The following is a 15,288-nucleotide window of genomic DNA, read 5'->3' as shown; positions in this document are numbered from 1 at the left end:
GTTGTGAATTTTATGTATTAATTGTCCCAAAATATTTTGTACGTAGTTGCATCTTTCTGGGTAGGTGCATTTTCATTAACGTTCAATTCAGCTTGTGGCCAGAATAAGGAAAGCTGGAACGGTCTTGATAGGGTTGTCTCACTGTCAAGCAATGGCCAATCATCTCCATTGTCCAATTGGTATTCAGGAGAGGGGCCAACTGGATTTGCCAATACAGGGAATCCGGTTCTTCGATAATCATTGTATTGGTCAAAGGGGTCGCCAAAAGTCGACACCCATTTTTGGGTCATAATGATTTCCATTTTCTTGGTATCGGAGGCAGCGTCAAATTCGGCCAAGATCCCATCAATAAAATCGGTTACAGCGGTGGATCCAATCAGTTTTGGTACGGTTTGGCTTGTTCCGGAATTGCTGACTACCTGATCTACTTTTGCAAAAGCAGCGGTGATGGCTTCTTCCAATTTGGCTTTGGCATCCCCAGGGATTAAATTTGCCTGCATTAATTCGGCCTGAATAAACAGAAATTCATGATATGTCAGTATTCTGTGGGGAGCAGCACCTGTCCCTGCATTGGTATCGGCGGCTCCACCTTGACCATCGTCGTATTTTCCCCCTGCAGGATAGATTCCTGGATAGGTCGAAGAATTTCTGGAAGCAAAATCCCTATTGGCACTTACACTACCAAATCTAATAGTATGGAATCCTGTATTTCTATCCCAATAATCGGCCTTTGGATCTCCTGTTGTAGGATCTCCAACATCTGGAGGCAATTCTCCAGGGGTTAATTGATTAAAGAAATAGTAGGGTAATCTAGGATCGGCCACACCATTGTGAATGTTGGGGTTCCAACCTTGTAAGATCTCATAAAACCAGGGACTGGCATAATGTGTAGCCTGTCCGGTCAAATATGAATCTGTATATAGGGGATTTCTTTCGTCAGAAGGGGATTGTGTTGTTGAATAGGGATATTCAAAATCATCAGCAATTCCGGACATAAAATTATCGGAGGCAACCAGGGTGCTCAGTTTGCCTGCATCAAACAAGCTAGATAATCTAATCTCATTATAAAGCTTTAGTTTAAGTGTATTTGCAAACCTGGTCCATTGTGCAATACTACCTCCATAAAAAAGATCTTGGGTACCAGGATTTACACCTTGACCACTATTGATATTGGCTATACCTTCATCTATCAATGTAAGGGCATTTTGGTAAATGTCCTGTTGATCGTCGAATACGGGACTCACCATCCCACCTGCCAATTGGGCAGCTTCCGTAAAGGGTGCATCACCCCATATATTCACAATGATGGTTGCAGTATAGGCTTTAAGGATTTTCGCCATACCAACCATGATCATTTCGTTTTCCTCGGTCCCTTGGTTAATGATGATGTCTGTTTCGCCAAAAACGGAATAGGCATTGTCCCATGAATTCTGTATGTTGGAATTATCCTGCCTTGTTCCGTATTGATCCTGTTCTTCACGGAACGTAAATTGGTGAACATAGGCAGATAGAATTTCTGCCGAATAAAGTTCAAATTCCGTGATATCGTTAAAATTAGTTTCAATATTGGTCAATAACTGATCCAAGGGTGCCACCGTAGGATTATTGGGATCTGTATTCACATCCAAATAGTCGCTACAATTGTAGAAAAGTAAGGACAACAATGCTGCAGCGAACATTGATCGGCTTTTCAGATTTATTTTATATATATTTTTCATAGTTTTTTTTATTAAAATGTTACATTAATCTTAAAACCATATCTTTTGGAACTTGGTGCAGATTGAGTTTCAATGCCTTGTAGGTTGGATGCTCCATAGGCATTTACGTCAGGGTCATAATTGGTATACTTAGGCACGTTGGGTGCGAAATACCATAGATTATTCCCGATTAGGGCGATGGACAAAGAGCCGATAAATGTTTTTTCAAGAAACTTTTTCGGCAGCTCGTATGCCAAGGAAAGCTCTCTTAACCTATAAACGGTACCGTCATAGATGTTGCCCTCATCCACTGTATTAATACCAAAAGTGTTACTATTGGTAGTAGGTGAGAAATATAGGTTGTTCATAGTTATTTGTGTGGTATTTGGAATTTTGTTTCCAGAACCATCCAGAATAGGTTCACCGGTCGTTGGATTACCATATACTCCAGGTATTATAAAAGTACGCTCCCTGTCTTCGGTATCCTTGGTTACCCCTCTACCTAATAATGCCTCTAGGCCCGATGAGGAAAAATCCCCTCCTTCTTTCCAGTCAACCTGAGCTCTCAGGCTTAAGGTTTTATATTTAAAGGTGTTGGTAAACCCAATTTTAAAATCGGGGGTCGGGTCTCCTATGACCGCATCCGATGTGGCTTGTAAAATACCGCCGCCACCTTCTTCTATTAAATAATTTCCTTCATCATCCCGGGCAAATGCCGTTCCGTAGAAAACACCAAATGGCTGTCCTTTTTGAACATAGGCAATCTGGTTAACATCAATAGGAAACCTTTCCAATCCGTCAATCAATTCTTTAACTTCATTTGTGTTTTTGGTAAATGACGTAAAGGATGTCCAACTAAAGTTATCGGTTCTAACCGGGATCAGTGTCAATCCAATCTCGACCCCTTTGTTTTCCATTTCACCTATGTTGGTAAGGAATGAGGAATAACCGGTAGAGGTTGGAACATTTACTTTGGAAATCAAATCGGTCGTCGTCTTCTGGTACCAGGTGAAATCGACCATAACACGTCTGTTGAAAAACTCTAGATCAGCTCCAATTTCAAATTCCTCGGTGTTTTCGGGAACCAAATCCGGATTCCCTAAAGTGGTGGGTACAAAGACAACGGGTTGTCCGGCATATACATCGCCTAAGCCATACACTTTATTGATTTGATAAGCATCGGCGTCACGGCCAACGTTGGCCCATCCCCCTCTAATTTTACCATAGTTCATTATATCGCCACTTATGCCCAAGGCATCCGTAAAAATAAAGGATGTGGATACGGAAGGATATAGGAAACTATTGCCATTTTTTGGTAATGTTGAGGACCAGTCATTTCTTGCGGTGGCATTTAAGAATAAATAGTCCTTATAGTTTAAGCCCATATCACCAAATACACCAACTATCCGTTTTCTCGTAGTATCGTTAAAATCGGCTGTGACATTGGCGGTATTTTTAATGGTAAATATGTCATCCGCAATAAGGCCGGTACCAGTATAACCAACGTCGTGGGTAGATTTTTGGTTTACGTTGTTCCCTACCATTAGATTTAGGTTCAAATCTTGGGCCAAATCATAATTAAAGGTTAACAAGAAGGTAGATTCAATTTCTTCACTGTCGTAATCTTGGGTTCTTACTTGGCCTATGCCAGCGGCTGCCCTAGAACCTTTATCAGTGATTTCTACCCTTCCCAAATTATATTTGTTAATACCTAATTGATATCTGGCATTTATGTGGTCGTTAAAATCATATGAAAAATTCACATTGGCCACAGTTCTGTTGACACTACTTATTATCTGGTTGTGTTTCCATGACCATAAAGGGTGGTCATAACCTCCATTTGGAACTACAGGTGCGCCAGTTACCGGGTGCTCATAAGGTAAGTTGAAATCCCATGTCCTTCCCAGTACCATTGTTCTTGCAAAGGAGGAAGCGGCTCCGGCATATTGATTTTCACCAAAGAAAGCACCTACTTGTTCACTATCTGAATAACTTAAATTGGCTCCGATCCTTAGACCATTTTCCAGTTTAAAATTACCTCCTGTGGAAATATTGGTCCTTTTATATGTATTATAAGGAATATACCCTTCTTGATCAAGATTGGAAAGGGTTAGGCTAAAATTGGAATTTTCATTGGCCGTACTAATGTTGACCGAATTATCCCGTACAATACCTGTCCTGAACAAATCCTTAACATTGTTAGGTTGTGCTACATAGGGAACCGTAGGTCCAAATAAATCTGGGAAAGCATCCAATAGTGGCCCCCAAGTAGGGATGGTTTCAAGAGAATCGAATCTTGCACCCCAAGAACCGTTGGCATTATTGTAATTGAAGTTGGTTCCGTTACCGTAGGTATTTTGGTATTCTGGAAGGTTGGCTATTTTTTCAAAATAAAGCCCGCTATTCAGGGAGACTTCAAATTTCTTATTTGAAAACCCGCCCGACTGACCTGATTTAGTGGTGATAACAATAACCCCGTTAACGGCTCTGGAACCATAAAGCGCGGCTGCAACTGCTCCTTTTAATACTTCAACATTGGCAATGTCATTTGGGTCCAAAGAGGATATCCCTGATTCGTAACTACCACCACTATCAATAACCTGATCGGAGGTTTCCAATTCGTCATTACTATAAGGAGTACCATCTACAACAAATAACGGTTGGTTCCCCCCTTGAAATGAAGTTGTTCCACGAATATTAATTTTGTTGGCAGCCCCGGCAACCCCCGTTGAGACGTTGACGTCTACTCCAGGAACCTTACCGTTAAGGGAACGTATAAGGTCTGGTTCGGAATTCTCTGTTATTTCATCCGATTTTACGGATGCCACCGAATACCCTAAAGATTTGGGTTTTCTTTTAATTCCGAATGCTGTAACCACAACCTCTTCCAACGCCTGTGCATCTTCTTCCATTTGGACGTCGATGGTATTGCTGGCACCTATGGTCATTCTAACATTTCGCTGCCCTATATAGGAGTATACAAGGACTTGTCCTACGTTGGCCTTGATGGAATAAAGTCCATCGAAATCGGATTGTGTTCCTGTTGTTGTGCCCTCTACTAAGATGTTCACACCAGGTAGTGGCAGACCGTCTTGGTCCGTTACCGTACCGGAAATCGTTTTTTCTTGCGCAAAGGATAATTGCACAATCAACGCTAGAAACAGCGTTAGGATTCCACTTAACTTTGTTTTCATTTTATGTTTATTTGAATTAGCAGCTGCAAAAATCTTAATTCCTTGTTAATAAAACAAGTTTTGGGACCATTTTCTTATGCATGCATAAGAAAATATTGTTAAAAAAGGCTCTGTAAGGTCCTAATGTTACATTTTTAACACATATATGAGTGGCATTTTTACATTTAAAACAACTGTCTGACTTTATTGTAGGAATTTTTTTCAAAAAAAACGATAATTTGTTGACAAATTCGCAATAATCACAATTATTAGGTGATATATGGGGTTTTGATTGATTTATCTTATAGGATTAATCGTTTAAGCTGAGGATTTGTCAATTTACAACCCTTTTTTTATGGTGTTCAATCTTTGTCCTTGATCTATTTTGATTCAAATTCCGCCATCCCCGTTTTTCACCTTTTGTAGTTTTGAAACTTTATTTTAAAGGGCATTTGGATCTAAATCCAGGCTACTGAATATCTTGCAGACAAAAAATATAAAAAATAAATTGCACAGGGTTTGAATTATTGTGAATAATTACTACATTTGCCAGCCCTTAAAAGAGGGGTTAAGTTATTATTATACAAAAATAGTATGCCAACAATTTCACAATTAGTACGAAAAGGAAGAGTCACGATTACTAAGAAGAGTAAATCGGCTGCTTTGGATTCGTGTCCTCAAAGAAGAGGTGTATGTACACGTGTTTATACTACCACTCCTAAGAAACCAAACTCTGCAATGCGAAAAGTTGCAAGGGTTAGGTTGACCAACGGGAAGGAAGTTAACGCTTATATACCAGGTGAGGGTCACAATTTGCAAGAGCACTCGATAGTATTAGTAAGGGGCGGAAGGGTAAAGGATTTGCCGGGAGTTAGGTATCATATCGTTAGAGGTGCCTTGGATACAGCAGGTGTTGCTGGAAGGACACAACGTAGATCTAAATACGGAGCAAAACGCCCTAAGAAGTAAAAATTTGTTAAAAGCTGCATATTAAAGTAGTAAGTACTTTTTATATATGGCTATTGACCATTAACTCAAAAAGAAGAAATGAGAAAAAAGCAGGCAAAAAAGAGACCACTTTTACCAGATCCAAGGTTTAATGACCAGTTGGTGACCCGTTTTGTTAACATGATGATGTGGGATGGTAAGAAGTCGGTAGCCTTTAAAGTTTTTTACGATGCTATTGATATCGTAGAAGAGAAAAAGACAGACGAAGAAAAAACGGCATTGGAACTATGGAAGGATGCATTGTCCAATGTGATGCCTCATGTTGAGGTAAGAAGTAGAAGGGTAGGTGGAGCTACTTTTCAGATTCCTATGCAGATCAGACCGGATCGAAAAATTTCAACCGCTATGAAGTGGCTTATTAGTTATTCCCGTAAGAGAAATGAAAAGGCTATGTCGCAAAAATTGGCAGGGGAAATATTGGCTGCATCAAAAGAGGAAGGTGCTGCTGTTAAGAAGAGAGTGGATACTCATAAGATGGCCGAGGCCAATAAGGCATTCTCACACTTTAGATTTTAATAAGCAGAAATGGCAAGAGATTTAAAATATACAAGAAACATTGGAATTGCAGCGCATATTGATGCTGGAAAAACAACTACTACCGAAAGGATTTTGTTCTATACGGGAGTTAGTCATAAAATAGGTGAGGTGCACGATGGTGCGGCTACGATGGACTGGATGGAGCAGGAGCAGGAAAGGGGTATTACCATTACTTCCGCTGCTACTACCTGCGAGTGGAATTTTCCTATGAAAAATGGGGCCGTTATAGATGAGACCAAACCTTATCACTTTAATATTATAGATACTCCGGGACACGTTGATTTTACCGTGGAGGTAAACCGTTCCCTAAGAGTCTTGGATGGCCTGGTATTCTTATTTAGTGCGGTTGATGGTGTTGAGCCCCAATCCGAAACTAACTGGAGATTGGCCGATAACTACAAAGTGCCAAGAATGGGCTTTGTAAACAAAATGGACCGTCAGGGGTCCAACTTTCTTAACGTGTGCAAGCAGGTTAGGGAGATGTTGAAATCCAATGCGGTGCCTATTGTGTTGCCTATTGGTGATGAAGCTGATTTTAGAGGGGTGGTCGACTTGGTTAAAAACCGTGCTATTGTATGGCATGAGGACAACTTTGGAGGTACCTTTGATGTAGTGGATATTCCGGCCGACATGAAAGATGAGGTTAAGGAATATAGGGCTGCCTTGATAGAGGCTGTTGCCGAATATGATGAAACTTTAATGGAAAAATTCTTCGAAGACGAAGATTCCATTACCGAAGATGAAGTACATGCTGCTTTAAGGGCTGCTGTTATGGATATGAGTATCATACCTATGATCTGTGGTTCTTCCTTTAAAAACAAAGGGGTTCAGTTCTTGTTGGATGCTGTATGTCGCTATTTGCCATCGCCTTTGGACAAGGATGCTATTGTGGGTACCAACCCTGATACAGAAAAGCCCGAGTCTAGGAAACCAAGTGTTAAGGAGCCATTTGCTGCCTTGGCATTTAAGATTGCAACCGATCCATTTGTAGGTCGTTTGGCATTCTTTAGGGCGTATTCAGGTAGATTGGATGCAGGATCTTATGTCTTGAACAATCGTTCTGGAAACAAAGAACGTATTTCTAGAATTTACCAAATGCATGCCAATAAGCAGAATGCGGTTGAATATATAGAAGCTGGGGATATAGGTGCAGCTGTTGGGTTTAAGGATATCAAGACCGGGGATACCCTGTCCGATGAAAAACACCCAATTGTTTTGGAGAGTATGAACTTCCCTGATCCTGTAATCGGTATTGCGGTGGAGCCCAAGACAAAGGCAGATGTTGATAAGTTGGGAATGGCTTTGGCTAAATTGGCCGAAGAGGATCCAACGTTCCAGGTGAAAACCGATGAAGCTTCCGGACAGACTATTATTTCCGGAATGGGTGAGCTTCACTTGGATATTATTGTTGACCGTTTAAGACGTGAGTTTAAGGTTGAAGTAAGTCAAGGTGAGCCTCAGGTTGAATACAAGGAGGCGTTGACCAAGATGGCTGCCCATAGGGAAGTCTATAAAAAACAATCTGGTGGTCGTGGTAAATTTGGGGATATTGTCTTCGAGATGGGACCTGCTGATGAGGATTTTGTTGGAACTGGTTTACAGTTTGTTGATGAAATCAAAGGTGGACGTATACCAAAAGAATTTATCGGTCCTGTTGAAAAAGGATTTAAAACCGCTATGAAGAATGGACCATTGGCCGGTTATGAAATGGATAGAATGAAAGTGGTTCTTAAGGATGGATCTTTCCACCCTGTGGATTCTGATGCACTATCTTTTGAATTGGCTGCAAAAATGGGTTATAAAGCTGCTGGAAAAGCTGCTGGAGCTGTCATTATGGAGCCTATCATGAAATTGGAAGTTTTGACTCCTGAGGAAAACATGGGTGATATAGTGGGTGACTTGAACCGTAGAAGGGGAACAGTGACCAATATGGACGACAGGGCAGGTGCCAAGGTTATCAAAGGTGAAGTGCCATTGTCCGAGATGTTTGGATATGTAACTTCTTTAAGGACTTTGTCATCCGGTAGGGCAACTTCTACAATGGAATTTTCACATTACGCTGAAACCCCATCCAATATTTCGGAAGAGGTGATTAAGAAAGCAAAAGGATTAACAGCTTAAATCGTACTAAGATGAGTCAGAAAATTAGAATAAAATTAAAGTCGTACGACCATAACTTGGTAGATAAATCTGCTGAGAAGATCGTAAAAACGGTAAAGACTACAGGTGCGGTGGTAACTGGACCAATTCCTTTGCCAACCCATAAGAAAATATTTACGGTTTTGCGTTCACCGCACGTAAATAAGAAAGCAAGGGAGCAGTTCCAATTGAGTTCTTATAAAAGGCTTTTGGATATATACAGCTCTTCATCAAAGACCATTGATGCGCTAATGAAGTTGGAACTTCCTAGTGGTGTTGAGGTAGAGATCAAGGTATAGTTCTGATTTCGGAATTCATAATTTGAAATTATGAAAGACATGTCCTGAGCGTTTCGCGAGGGAAAAACGGAAAAAAATATATTCAGGGTTGAATTATTTTTTTGACCCTGTTTTTTTGTCGATAAGTTAAATAGTAATTAATTAATAATCAATTATAAATATGTCTGGGTTAATAGGTAGAAAAATAGGTATGACCAGCATTTTCGATGAAAATGGAAAGAACATTCCATGTACAGTAATCGAAGCTGGACCATGCGTAGTTACCCAAGTCAGAACCGAAGAGGTGGACGGGTACAATGCCCTTCAGCTTGGTTTCGATGACAAGGCAGAAAAACGTGCTAATAAAGCGGCTACTGGCCACTTTAAAAAAGCAGGAGCTTCTCCTAAGAAAAAAGTCATGGAATTCAGGTATTTTGAAGAAGGTGCGCACAAATTAGGGGATACTCTTGGAGTTGATCTTTTTGTGGAAGGAGAATTTGTTGATGTAATCGGTACCTCTAAGGGTAAAGGTTTTCAGGGAGTTGTTAAAAGACACGGCTTCGGCGGTGTTGGTCAATCAACCCACGGTCAGCACAATAGGTTAAGGGCTCCAGGTTCCATTGGTGCCGCTTCATATCCTGCAAGAGTTTTTAAAGGAATGAAAATGGCCGGTAGAATGGGAACTGATAAGGTTACCGTTCAGAACTTGAGAGTATTAAAAATTGTTCCAGAAAAGAACCTTATAGTAGTAAAAGGTTGTGTTCCTGGTCATAAGAACGCTTACGTAACTATTGAGAAGTAATGAAGGTAGCAGTTTTAGATATAAAGGGAAAAGAAACAGGTAGAAAGGTTGAGCTTTCGGACGCTGTATTCGCAATAGAACCAAACAATCATGCTGTTTATTTGGATGTTAAGCAGTATTTGGCACACCAAAGACAGGGTACGCACAAATCCAAGGAGCGTGCCGAAATAGCAGGTAGTACAAGAAAGATCAAAAAACAAAAGGGAACTGGTACCGCTCGTGCGGGTAGTATCAAATCTCCGGTGTTTAGAGGAGGTGGACGTATTTTTGGGCCAAGACCAAGGGATTATAAGCAAAAATTAAACAAAAATGTGAAGCGTTTGGCCAGAAGGTCTGCCTTGACATTGAAGTCGAAAGACAATGCTATAATGGTGGTTGAGGACTTTAATTTTGAAACCCCAAAAACGAAGGATTTTAAGCAATTTTTGAAGTCTTTGGGCTTGGAGAATAAAAAATCCTTAATTGTGTTGGGTGATTCAAATAATAACGTATATTTGTCCTCACGCAATTTAGAGCGTTCTGAGGTTATAACTAACTCAGAATTAAGCACTTACAAAATATTAAATGCTAACAATCTAGTGTTGTTGGAAGGTTCTTTGGAAGGAATCGAATCGAACTTAATAAAATAAGCGAACCATGGGTGTGTTGATAAAGCCAATTATTACGGAAAAAATGACTGCTGATAGCGAGTTGCACAATCGTTATGGTTTTTTTGTTGATCCAAAAGCCAACAAGATTCAGATTAAGGAAGCAGTGGAAGCAACTTATGGTGTTGCTGTCGATAAAGTTCGAACAATGAATTATGGTCCTTCGCGCAAGTCGCGTTACACCAAGACAGGTGTACAGCACGGAAAGACAAGTGGTTTTAAAAAAGCCATTGTTGATGTAGCAGAAGGAGATATTATTGATTTTTACAGTAATCTATAAAGACAAAAAATGTCAGTTAGAAAATTAAAACCAATCACTCCCGGGCAGCGTTTTAGAGTAGTAAACGGATTTGACGCCATTACTACTGATAAGCCGGAAAAAAGCTTGCTTGCTCCGTTAAAAAAGTCGGGAGGTAGAAACAGTCAAGGAAAAATGACCATGCGCCAGAAAGGTGGAGGTCATAAGAGAAGGTATCGTGTTATTGATTTCAAAAGGGATAAGCAAGGTGTTGCTGCTACTGTTGAATCAATCCAGTACGATCCCAACAGAACAGCTTTTATAGCTTTATTGGCGTATGCCGATGGTGAAAAAAGGTACATTATTGCTCCAAACGGTTTACAGGTTGGGCAGGAAGTATCTTCTGGAGCCGAGGTTGCTCCTGAAATTGGGAATGCGCTTCCGTTGAGTGAGATACCTTTGGGTACCATCATATCTGGAATTGAATTGCGTCCTGGACAAGGAGCGGTAATGGCAAGAAGTGCCGGTACATTTGCCCAGTTAATGGCGAAGGACGGTAAGTTTGTTACCATTAAATTGCCATCAGGTGAAACTAGATTGGTTTTAGCGGATTGTTTGGCCACTATAGGTGCAGTATCCAACTCCGATCATCAGTTATTGGTGTCCGGGAAGGCTGGTAGAAGTAGATGGTTGGGAAGAAGACCAAGAACAAGACCGGTTGCGATGAACCCTGTTGATCACCCAATGGGTGGTGGAGAAGGTAGGGCTTCTGGAGGTCATCCTAGATCTAGAAACGGAATTCCTGCCAAAGGATTCAGGACCCGTTCCAAGACCAAGAGTACCAACAAGTATATTTTAGAACGTAGAAAGAAATAAAAAGTAGAAAGAAATGGCACGTTCATTAAAGAAAGGACCTTACGTTCACTATAGTTTGGATAAAAAAGTCCAACAAAATGTTGAATCTGGTAAAAAGGCAGTCATTAAGACATGGTCTAGAGCTTCTATGATTACTCCTGATTTTGTAGGTCAGACAATAGCGGTTCACAATGGAAAACAATTTGTACCTGTTTTTATAACAGAGAACATGGTGGGTCACAAATTAGGTGAATTTTCTCCAACACGATCTTTTAGGGGTCATGCCGGAGCAAAAAATAAAGGAAAAAAGTAAGCTATGGGAGTTCGTAAAAAACAAATGGCCGAAAGAATTAAGGCGGAGAAGCAGCAAATAGCGTTTGCAAAGTTGAATAATTGCCCGACTTCCCCTAGAAAAATGCGCTTGGTGGCGGATTTGGTTAGAGGTGTAAAAGTGGAGAAAGCGCTTGCTATTTTGAAATTCAACCAAAAGGAATCATCTCGTAGATTGGAGAAGTTATTGCTTTCCGCAATAGCCAACTGGCAGTCCAAGAATGAGGATGCCAGTGTTGAGGATGCTGAACTTTTTGTTAAGGAAATTAGAGTGGATGGTGGAAGTATGTTGAAAAGACTACGTCCGGCCCCACAGGGAAGAGCACATAGAATTAGAAAACGTTCCAACCACGTTACCTTGGTTTTGGGATCTAACAATAACACACAAAGCTAGAGCATTTAGTATGGGACAGAAAACAAATCCAATCGGAAATCGTCTAGGAATTATCAGAGGATGGGAGTCTAACTGGTACGGTGGAAATGATTATGGGGATAAACTTGCCGAAGACGATAAGATCAGAAAATATGTTCATGCACGTTTGGCAAAAGCAAGTGTGTCTAGAATTATTATAGAGCGTACCCTTAAGTTGATTACGGTTACCATTACCACTGCAAGACCAGGTATAATCATTGGAAAAGGTGGTCAGGAAGTTGATAAACTAAAGGAGGAGCTTAAAAAGATTACGGACAAGGAAGTTCAGATCAATATTTTTGAGATCAAAAGACCTGAATTGGACGCTAATCTTGTTGCTGCCAGTGTAGCGCGTCAAATTGAAAGTAGAATTTCTTTTAGAAGGGCTATAAAGATGGCAATTGCAGCGGCCATGAGAATGAATGCCGAAGGTATTAAAATTCAGATATCTGGACGTTTGAACGGAGCTGAAATGGCAAGATCCGAATCTTATAAGGATGGTAGGATCCCATTGTCCACTTTCAGGGCCGATATAGATTATGCTTTGCATGAAGCTCATACGACCTATGGAAGATTGGGTATAAAAGTATGGATCATGAAAGGTGAGGTTTATGGAAAGAGGGAACTTTCCCCATTGGTAGGTATGGCCAAAAGCCAGTCTCAGGGAAAAGGTGGAAAGCAGGAAGGACCGAAGAAACAACGTCGTAGAAAGTAATTTTTTAAAGAAGTAAAGAAATGTTACAGCCAAAAAGAACTAAGTTCCGCAAAATGCAGAAAGGTCGTATGAAAGGGATCTCTGGAAGGGGACATCAACTTTCAAACGGTATGTTTGGTATTAAATCAATGGATACCTCTTTTATAACATCGCGGCAAATAGAAGCAGCTCGTATCGCGGCAACTAGGTATATGAAAAGAGAAGGCCAATTATGGATAAAGATATTCCCGGACAAGCCTATCACCAAAAAGCCTTTAGAGGTGCGTATGGGTAAAGGTAAGGGAGCTCCGGAATATTTTGTAGCTGTGGTATTGCCAGGAAGGATTATGTTCGAGGTTGCCGGTGTGTCTATCGATATTGCAAAAGAGGCTTTGCGTCTTGCGGCACAGAAACTACCAGTAAGAACTAAATTTATTATTGCTAGGGACTATTCTGCTTAATATAATTGCAAGGAATCATGAAACAATCAGAAATAAAAGAATTATCAGTTGAGGGGTTAAAGGAAAAGAGTGCTGAATTTAAAAAGCAGTATTCTGATTTAAAATTGGCCCATTCTGTTACACCATTGGAAAACCCTTTACTTATCAGAAAAGTAAGAAGAACTGTAGCAAGATTGGCAACTGAATTAACTAAAAGGGAATTACAATAATTGGTTCTGCTTTATGGAAAAAAGGAATTTAAGAAAAGAGAGAATAGGAGTTGTAACTAGCAACAAAATGGAGAAATCAGTAGTGGTTTCAGAAGTTAAACGTGTTAAACACCCTATGTACGGTAAGTTCGTGTTGAAAACTAAGAAATATGTTGCACACGATGAAAAGAACGATTGCAATATTGGCGATACTGTTAAGATCATGGAGACACGTCCATTGAGTAAGACCAAATGTTGGAGGTTAGTTGAAATCATAGAAAGAGCTAAATAATTATGTTACAGCAAGAATCTAGACTAAAAGTAGCGGATAATACGGGGGCAAAAGAAGTTTTGACCATTCGTGTGTTGGGAGGTACAAAAAGAAGATATGCTTCTGTTGGGGATAAAATTGTGGTTTCCGTAAAGGAAGCTACTCCTAATGGGGCTATTAAAAAAGGTGCTGTCTCCACAGCGGTTGTTGTAAGAACAAAGAAAGAAGTTAGAAGACCTGATGGTTCTTATATTCGTTTCGATGATAATGCCTGTGTACTTTTGAACCCAACCGGGGAAATGAGGGGAACACGTGTTTTTGGACCGGTGGCCAGGGAACTTCGTGATAAGCAGTTCATGAAAATTGTATCATTGGCTCCAGAGGTGCTTTAATAAAAATAGCAAAATGGGAAAATTAAAAATCAAAACAGGGGATACTGTTAGAATTATTGCCGGAGACCACAAGGGGGTTGAGGGCAAGGTTGTAAGTGTAGACCGTGAAAAGAACAAGGCGATCGTTGAAGGTGCCAATATGGTATCCAAACACGAAAAACCAAGTGCTAGCAATCCTCAAGGTGGGATTGTTAAGAAAGAGGCTCCCTTACAGATATCCAATCTGTCATTGATCGATCCAAAATCTGGAGAGACCACTAGAGTTGGATTTGAGGTAAGAGATGGTAAGAAAGTAAGATTTTCTAAGAAATCTAAAGAAGTAATTTAGTTATGGCTTACGTTCCAAGATTAAAACAGGAATATAAAGAAAGAGTTGTTAAGGCTCTTAAAGAGGAGTTTGGTTACAAAAATGTAATGCAGGTTCCTAAATTAGAAAAAATTGTTGTTAGTAGAGGTGTTGGCGCCGCTGTAGCGGATAAGAAACTTATAGACCATGCGGTAGATGAGTTGACCAATATCACTGGCCAAAGAGCAATTTCAACGATGTCTAAAAAGGATGTTGCTGCATTTAAGTTGCGTAAAGGAATGCCAATTGGGGCAAAAGTAACCTTGCGTGGAGAGAGAATGTACGAATTCTTGGATAGATTGGTGACAACTGCATTGCCTAGGGTAAGGGATTTCCAAGGAATTAAGGCCACAGGTTTTGATGGAAGGGGGAATTATAATCTTGGTATTACGGAGCAAATCATATTTCCTGAAATAAACATTGATAAAATTAACAGAATCAATGGTATGGATATTACATTTGTAACCTCTGCGGAGACAGATAAAGAAGCTAAATCATTATTAACCGAATTAGGACTACCTTTTAAAAAGAATTAGTATGGCTAAAGAATCCATGAAGGCCCGTGAGGTCAAAAGAGCTAAGACTGTAGCAAAATATGCCGAGAAGAGAAAGGCCTTAAAAGAGGCTGGTGATTACGAGGGGTTACAGAAATTACCTAAAAATGCTTCTCCTGTTCGTATGCACAACCGTTGCAAGCTAACAGGAAGACCAAAGGGTTACATGAGAACTTTTGGTATATCCAGGGTTACTTTTAGGGAAATGGCCAATAACGGTCTTATTCCTGGAGTAAGAAAAGCTAGCTGGTAATAAAAAAGTATAA

Annotated in this window: 20 protein-coding genes; 18 read left to right on the top strand and 2 right to left on the bottom strand. The window is 40.2% G+C overall.

Translation table 11 applies throughout. The annotated features are described in order from the left end of the window. Nucleotides 1–17: 17 nt before the first annotated feature. Nucleotides 18–1,718: a SusD/RagB family nutrient-binding outer membrane lipoprotein gene (locus tag C7972_RS17470; protein ID WP_110357450.1), complete on the bottom strand. Its 1,701-nt coding sequence runs from the start codon at nucleotides 1,716–1,718 to the stop codon at nucleotides 18–20. Between the two features lie 11 nt (nucleotides 1,719–1,729). Beyond that, complete coding sequence (locus C7972_RS17465) at nucleotides 1,730–4,891, bottom strand: SusC/RagA family TonB-linked outer membrane protein (RefSeq protein ID WP_110357449.1); 3,162 nt, start codon at nucleotides 4,889–4,891, stop codon at nucleotides 1,730–1,732. Nucleotides 4,892–5,464: 573 nt separating this feature from the next. Here C7972_RS17465 and rpsL point away from each other — a divergent pair. From rpsL to rpsN, 18 genes are all read left to right on the top strand, one after another. Continuing rightward, on the top strand, nucleotides 5,465–5,839 hold the full coding sequence (gene rpsL / locus C7972_RS17460; RefSeq protein ID WP_031445118.1) for a 30S ribosomal protein S12: 375 nt from the start codon (nucleotides 5,465–5,467) through the stop codon (nucleotides 5,837–5,839). Between the two features lie 78 nt (nucleotides 5,840–5,917). After that, nucleotides 5,918–6,394, top strand: coding sequence for a 30S ribosomal protein S7 (gene rpsG / locus C7972_RS17455; protein WP_072865355.1), 477 nt, complete (start codon nucleotides 5,918–5,920; stop codon nucleotides 6,392–6,394). 9 nt (nucleotides 6,395–6,403) lie between these two features. Then, complete coding sequence (gene fusA, locus C7972_RS17450; protein ID WP_110357448.1) at nucleotides 6,404–8,536, top strand: elongation factor G; 2,133 nt, start codon at nucleotides 6,404–6,406, stop codon at nucleotides 8,534–8,536. A gap of 11 nt (nucleotides 8,537–8,547) precedes the next feature. Beyond that, nucleotides 8,548–8,853 carry a 30S ribosomal protein S10 gene (gene rpsJ / locus C7972_RS17445; protein WP_010230113.1) on the top strand — a complete coding sequence of 102 codons (306 nt, stop codon included), beginning with the start codon at nucleotides 8,548–8,550 and terminating at the stop codon, nucleotides 8,851–8,853. A 160-nt stretch (nucleotides 8,854–9,013) separates the two neighbouring features. Then, nucleotides 9,014–9,634 (top strand): 50S ribosomal protein L3, encoded by a 621-nt coding sequence (gene rplC / locus C7972_RS17440; protein ID WP_110357447.1) that lies wholly within the window; start codon nucleotides 9,014–9,016, stop codon nucleotides 9,632–9,634. Further along, entirely contained in the window at nucleotides 9,634–10,263 is a 630-nt protein-coding gene (rplD, locus tag C7972_RS17435) for a 50S ribosomal protein L4 (RefSeq protein WP_110357446.1), read from the top strand. The genes rplC and rplD overlap by 1 nt, the downstream gene beginning before the upstream one ends. Before the next feature lie 7 nt (nucleotides 10,264–10,270). Next, nucleotides 10,271–10,561: a 50S ribosomal protein L23 gene (gene rplW, locus C7972_RS17430; protein ID WP_110357445.1), complete on the top strand. Its 291-nt coding sequence runs from the start codon at nucleotides 10,271–10,273 to the stop codon at nucleotides 10,559–10,561. Nucleotides 10,562–10,570: 9 nt separating this feature from the next. Then, entirely contained in the window at nucleotides 10,571–11,395 is an 825-nt protein-coding gene (gene rplB, locus C7972_RS17425) for a 50S ribosomal protein L2 (protein WP_110357444.1), read from the top strand. A 13-nt stretch (nucleotides 11,396–11,408) separates the two neighbouring features. Continuing rightward, nucleotides 11,409–11,687, top strand: coding sequence for a 30S ribosomal protein S19 (rpsS, locus tag C7972_RS17420; protein ID WP_110357443.1), 279 nt, complete (start codon nucleotides 11,409–11,411; stop codon nucleotides 11,685–11,687). Nucleotides 11,688–11,690: 3 nt separating this feature from the next. Then, nucleotides 11,691–12,098 carry a 50S ribosomal protein L22 gene (rplV, locus tag C7972_RS17415; RefSeq protein WP_031445111.1) on the top strand — a complete coding sequence of 136 codons (408 nt, stop codon included), beginning with the start codon at nucleotides 11,691–11,693 and terminating at the stop codon, nucleotides 12,096–12,098. A 10-nt stretch (nucleotides 12,099–12,108) separates the two neighbouring features. Further along, a complete protein-coding gene (gene rpsC / locus C7972_RS17410) occupies nucleotides 12,109–12,831 on the top strand; it encodes a 30S ribosomal protein S3 (RefSeq protein WP_072865350.1) in 723 nt (240 codons plus the stop codon). 20 nt (nucleotides 12,832–12,851) lie between these two features. Next, complete coding sequence (rplP, locus tag C7972_RS17405; RefSeq protein WP_110357442.1) at nucleotides 12,852–13,271, top strand: 50S ribosomal protein L16; 420 nt, start codon at nucleotides 12,852–12,854, stop codon at nucleotides 13,269–13,271. A 17-nt stretch (nucleotides 13,272–13,288) separates the two neighbouring features. Further along, entirely contained in the window at nucleotides 13,289–13,480 is a 192-nt protein-coding gene (rpmC, locus tag C7972_RS17400; protein WP_031445108.1) for a 50S ribosomal protein L29, read from the top strand. A 13-nt stretch (nucleotides 13,481–13,493) separates the two neighbouring features. After that, on the top strand, nucleotides 13,494–13,751 hold the full coding sequence (rpsQ, locus tag C7972_RS17395) for a 30S ribosomal protein S17 (protein ID WP_031445107.1): 258 nt from the start codon (nucleotides 13,494–13,496) through the stop codon (nucleotides 13,749–13,751). Nucleotides 13,752–13,753: 2 nt separating this feature from the next. After that, complete coding sequence (gene rplN / locus C7972_RS17390) at nucleotides 13,754–14,122, top strand: 50S ribosomal protein L14 (protein WP_103440708.1); 369 nt, start codon at nucleotides 13,754–13,756, stop codon at nucleotides 14,120–14,122. A gap of 13 nt (nucleotides 14,123–14,135) precedes the next feature. Next, complete coding sequence (gene rplX / locus C7972_RS17385; RefSeq protein ID WP_110357441.1) at nucleotides 14,136–14,450, top strand: 50S ribosomal protein L24; 315 nt, start codon at nucleotides 14,136–14,138, stop codon at nucleotides 14,448–14,450. Nucleotides 14,451–14,452: 2 nt separating this feature from the next. Further along, the gene (gene rplE, locus C7972_RS17380) at nucleotides 14,453–15,004 is read left to right on the top strand and encodes a 50S ribosomal protein L5 (RefSeq protein ID WP_110357440.1); all 552 of its coding nucleotides are present in this window, start codon (nucleotides 14,453–14,455) and stop codon (nucleotides 15,002–15,004) included. 1 nt (nucleotide 15,005) lies between these two features. Further along, nucleotides 15,006–15,275 carry a 30S ribosomal protein S14 gene (gene rpsN, locus C7972_RS17375; RefSeq protein WP_110357439.1) on the top strand — a complete coding sequence of 90 codons (270 nt, stop codon included), beginning with the start codon at nucleotides 15,006–15,008 and terminating at the stop codon, nucleotides 15,273–15,275. Nucleotides 15,276–15,288 lie beyond the last annotated feature (13 nt).

This window comes from Arenibacter sp. ARW7G5Y1, assembly GCF_003201775.1.
Classification (GTDB): Bacteria; Bacteroidota; Bacteroidia; order Flavobacteriales; family Flavobacteriaceae; genus Arenibacter.
The sequence above is the reverse complement of the archived record's forward strand: the minus strand, read 5'-3'. Positions and strand labels throughout refer to the sequence as shown.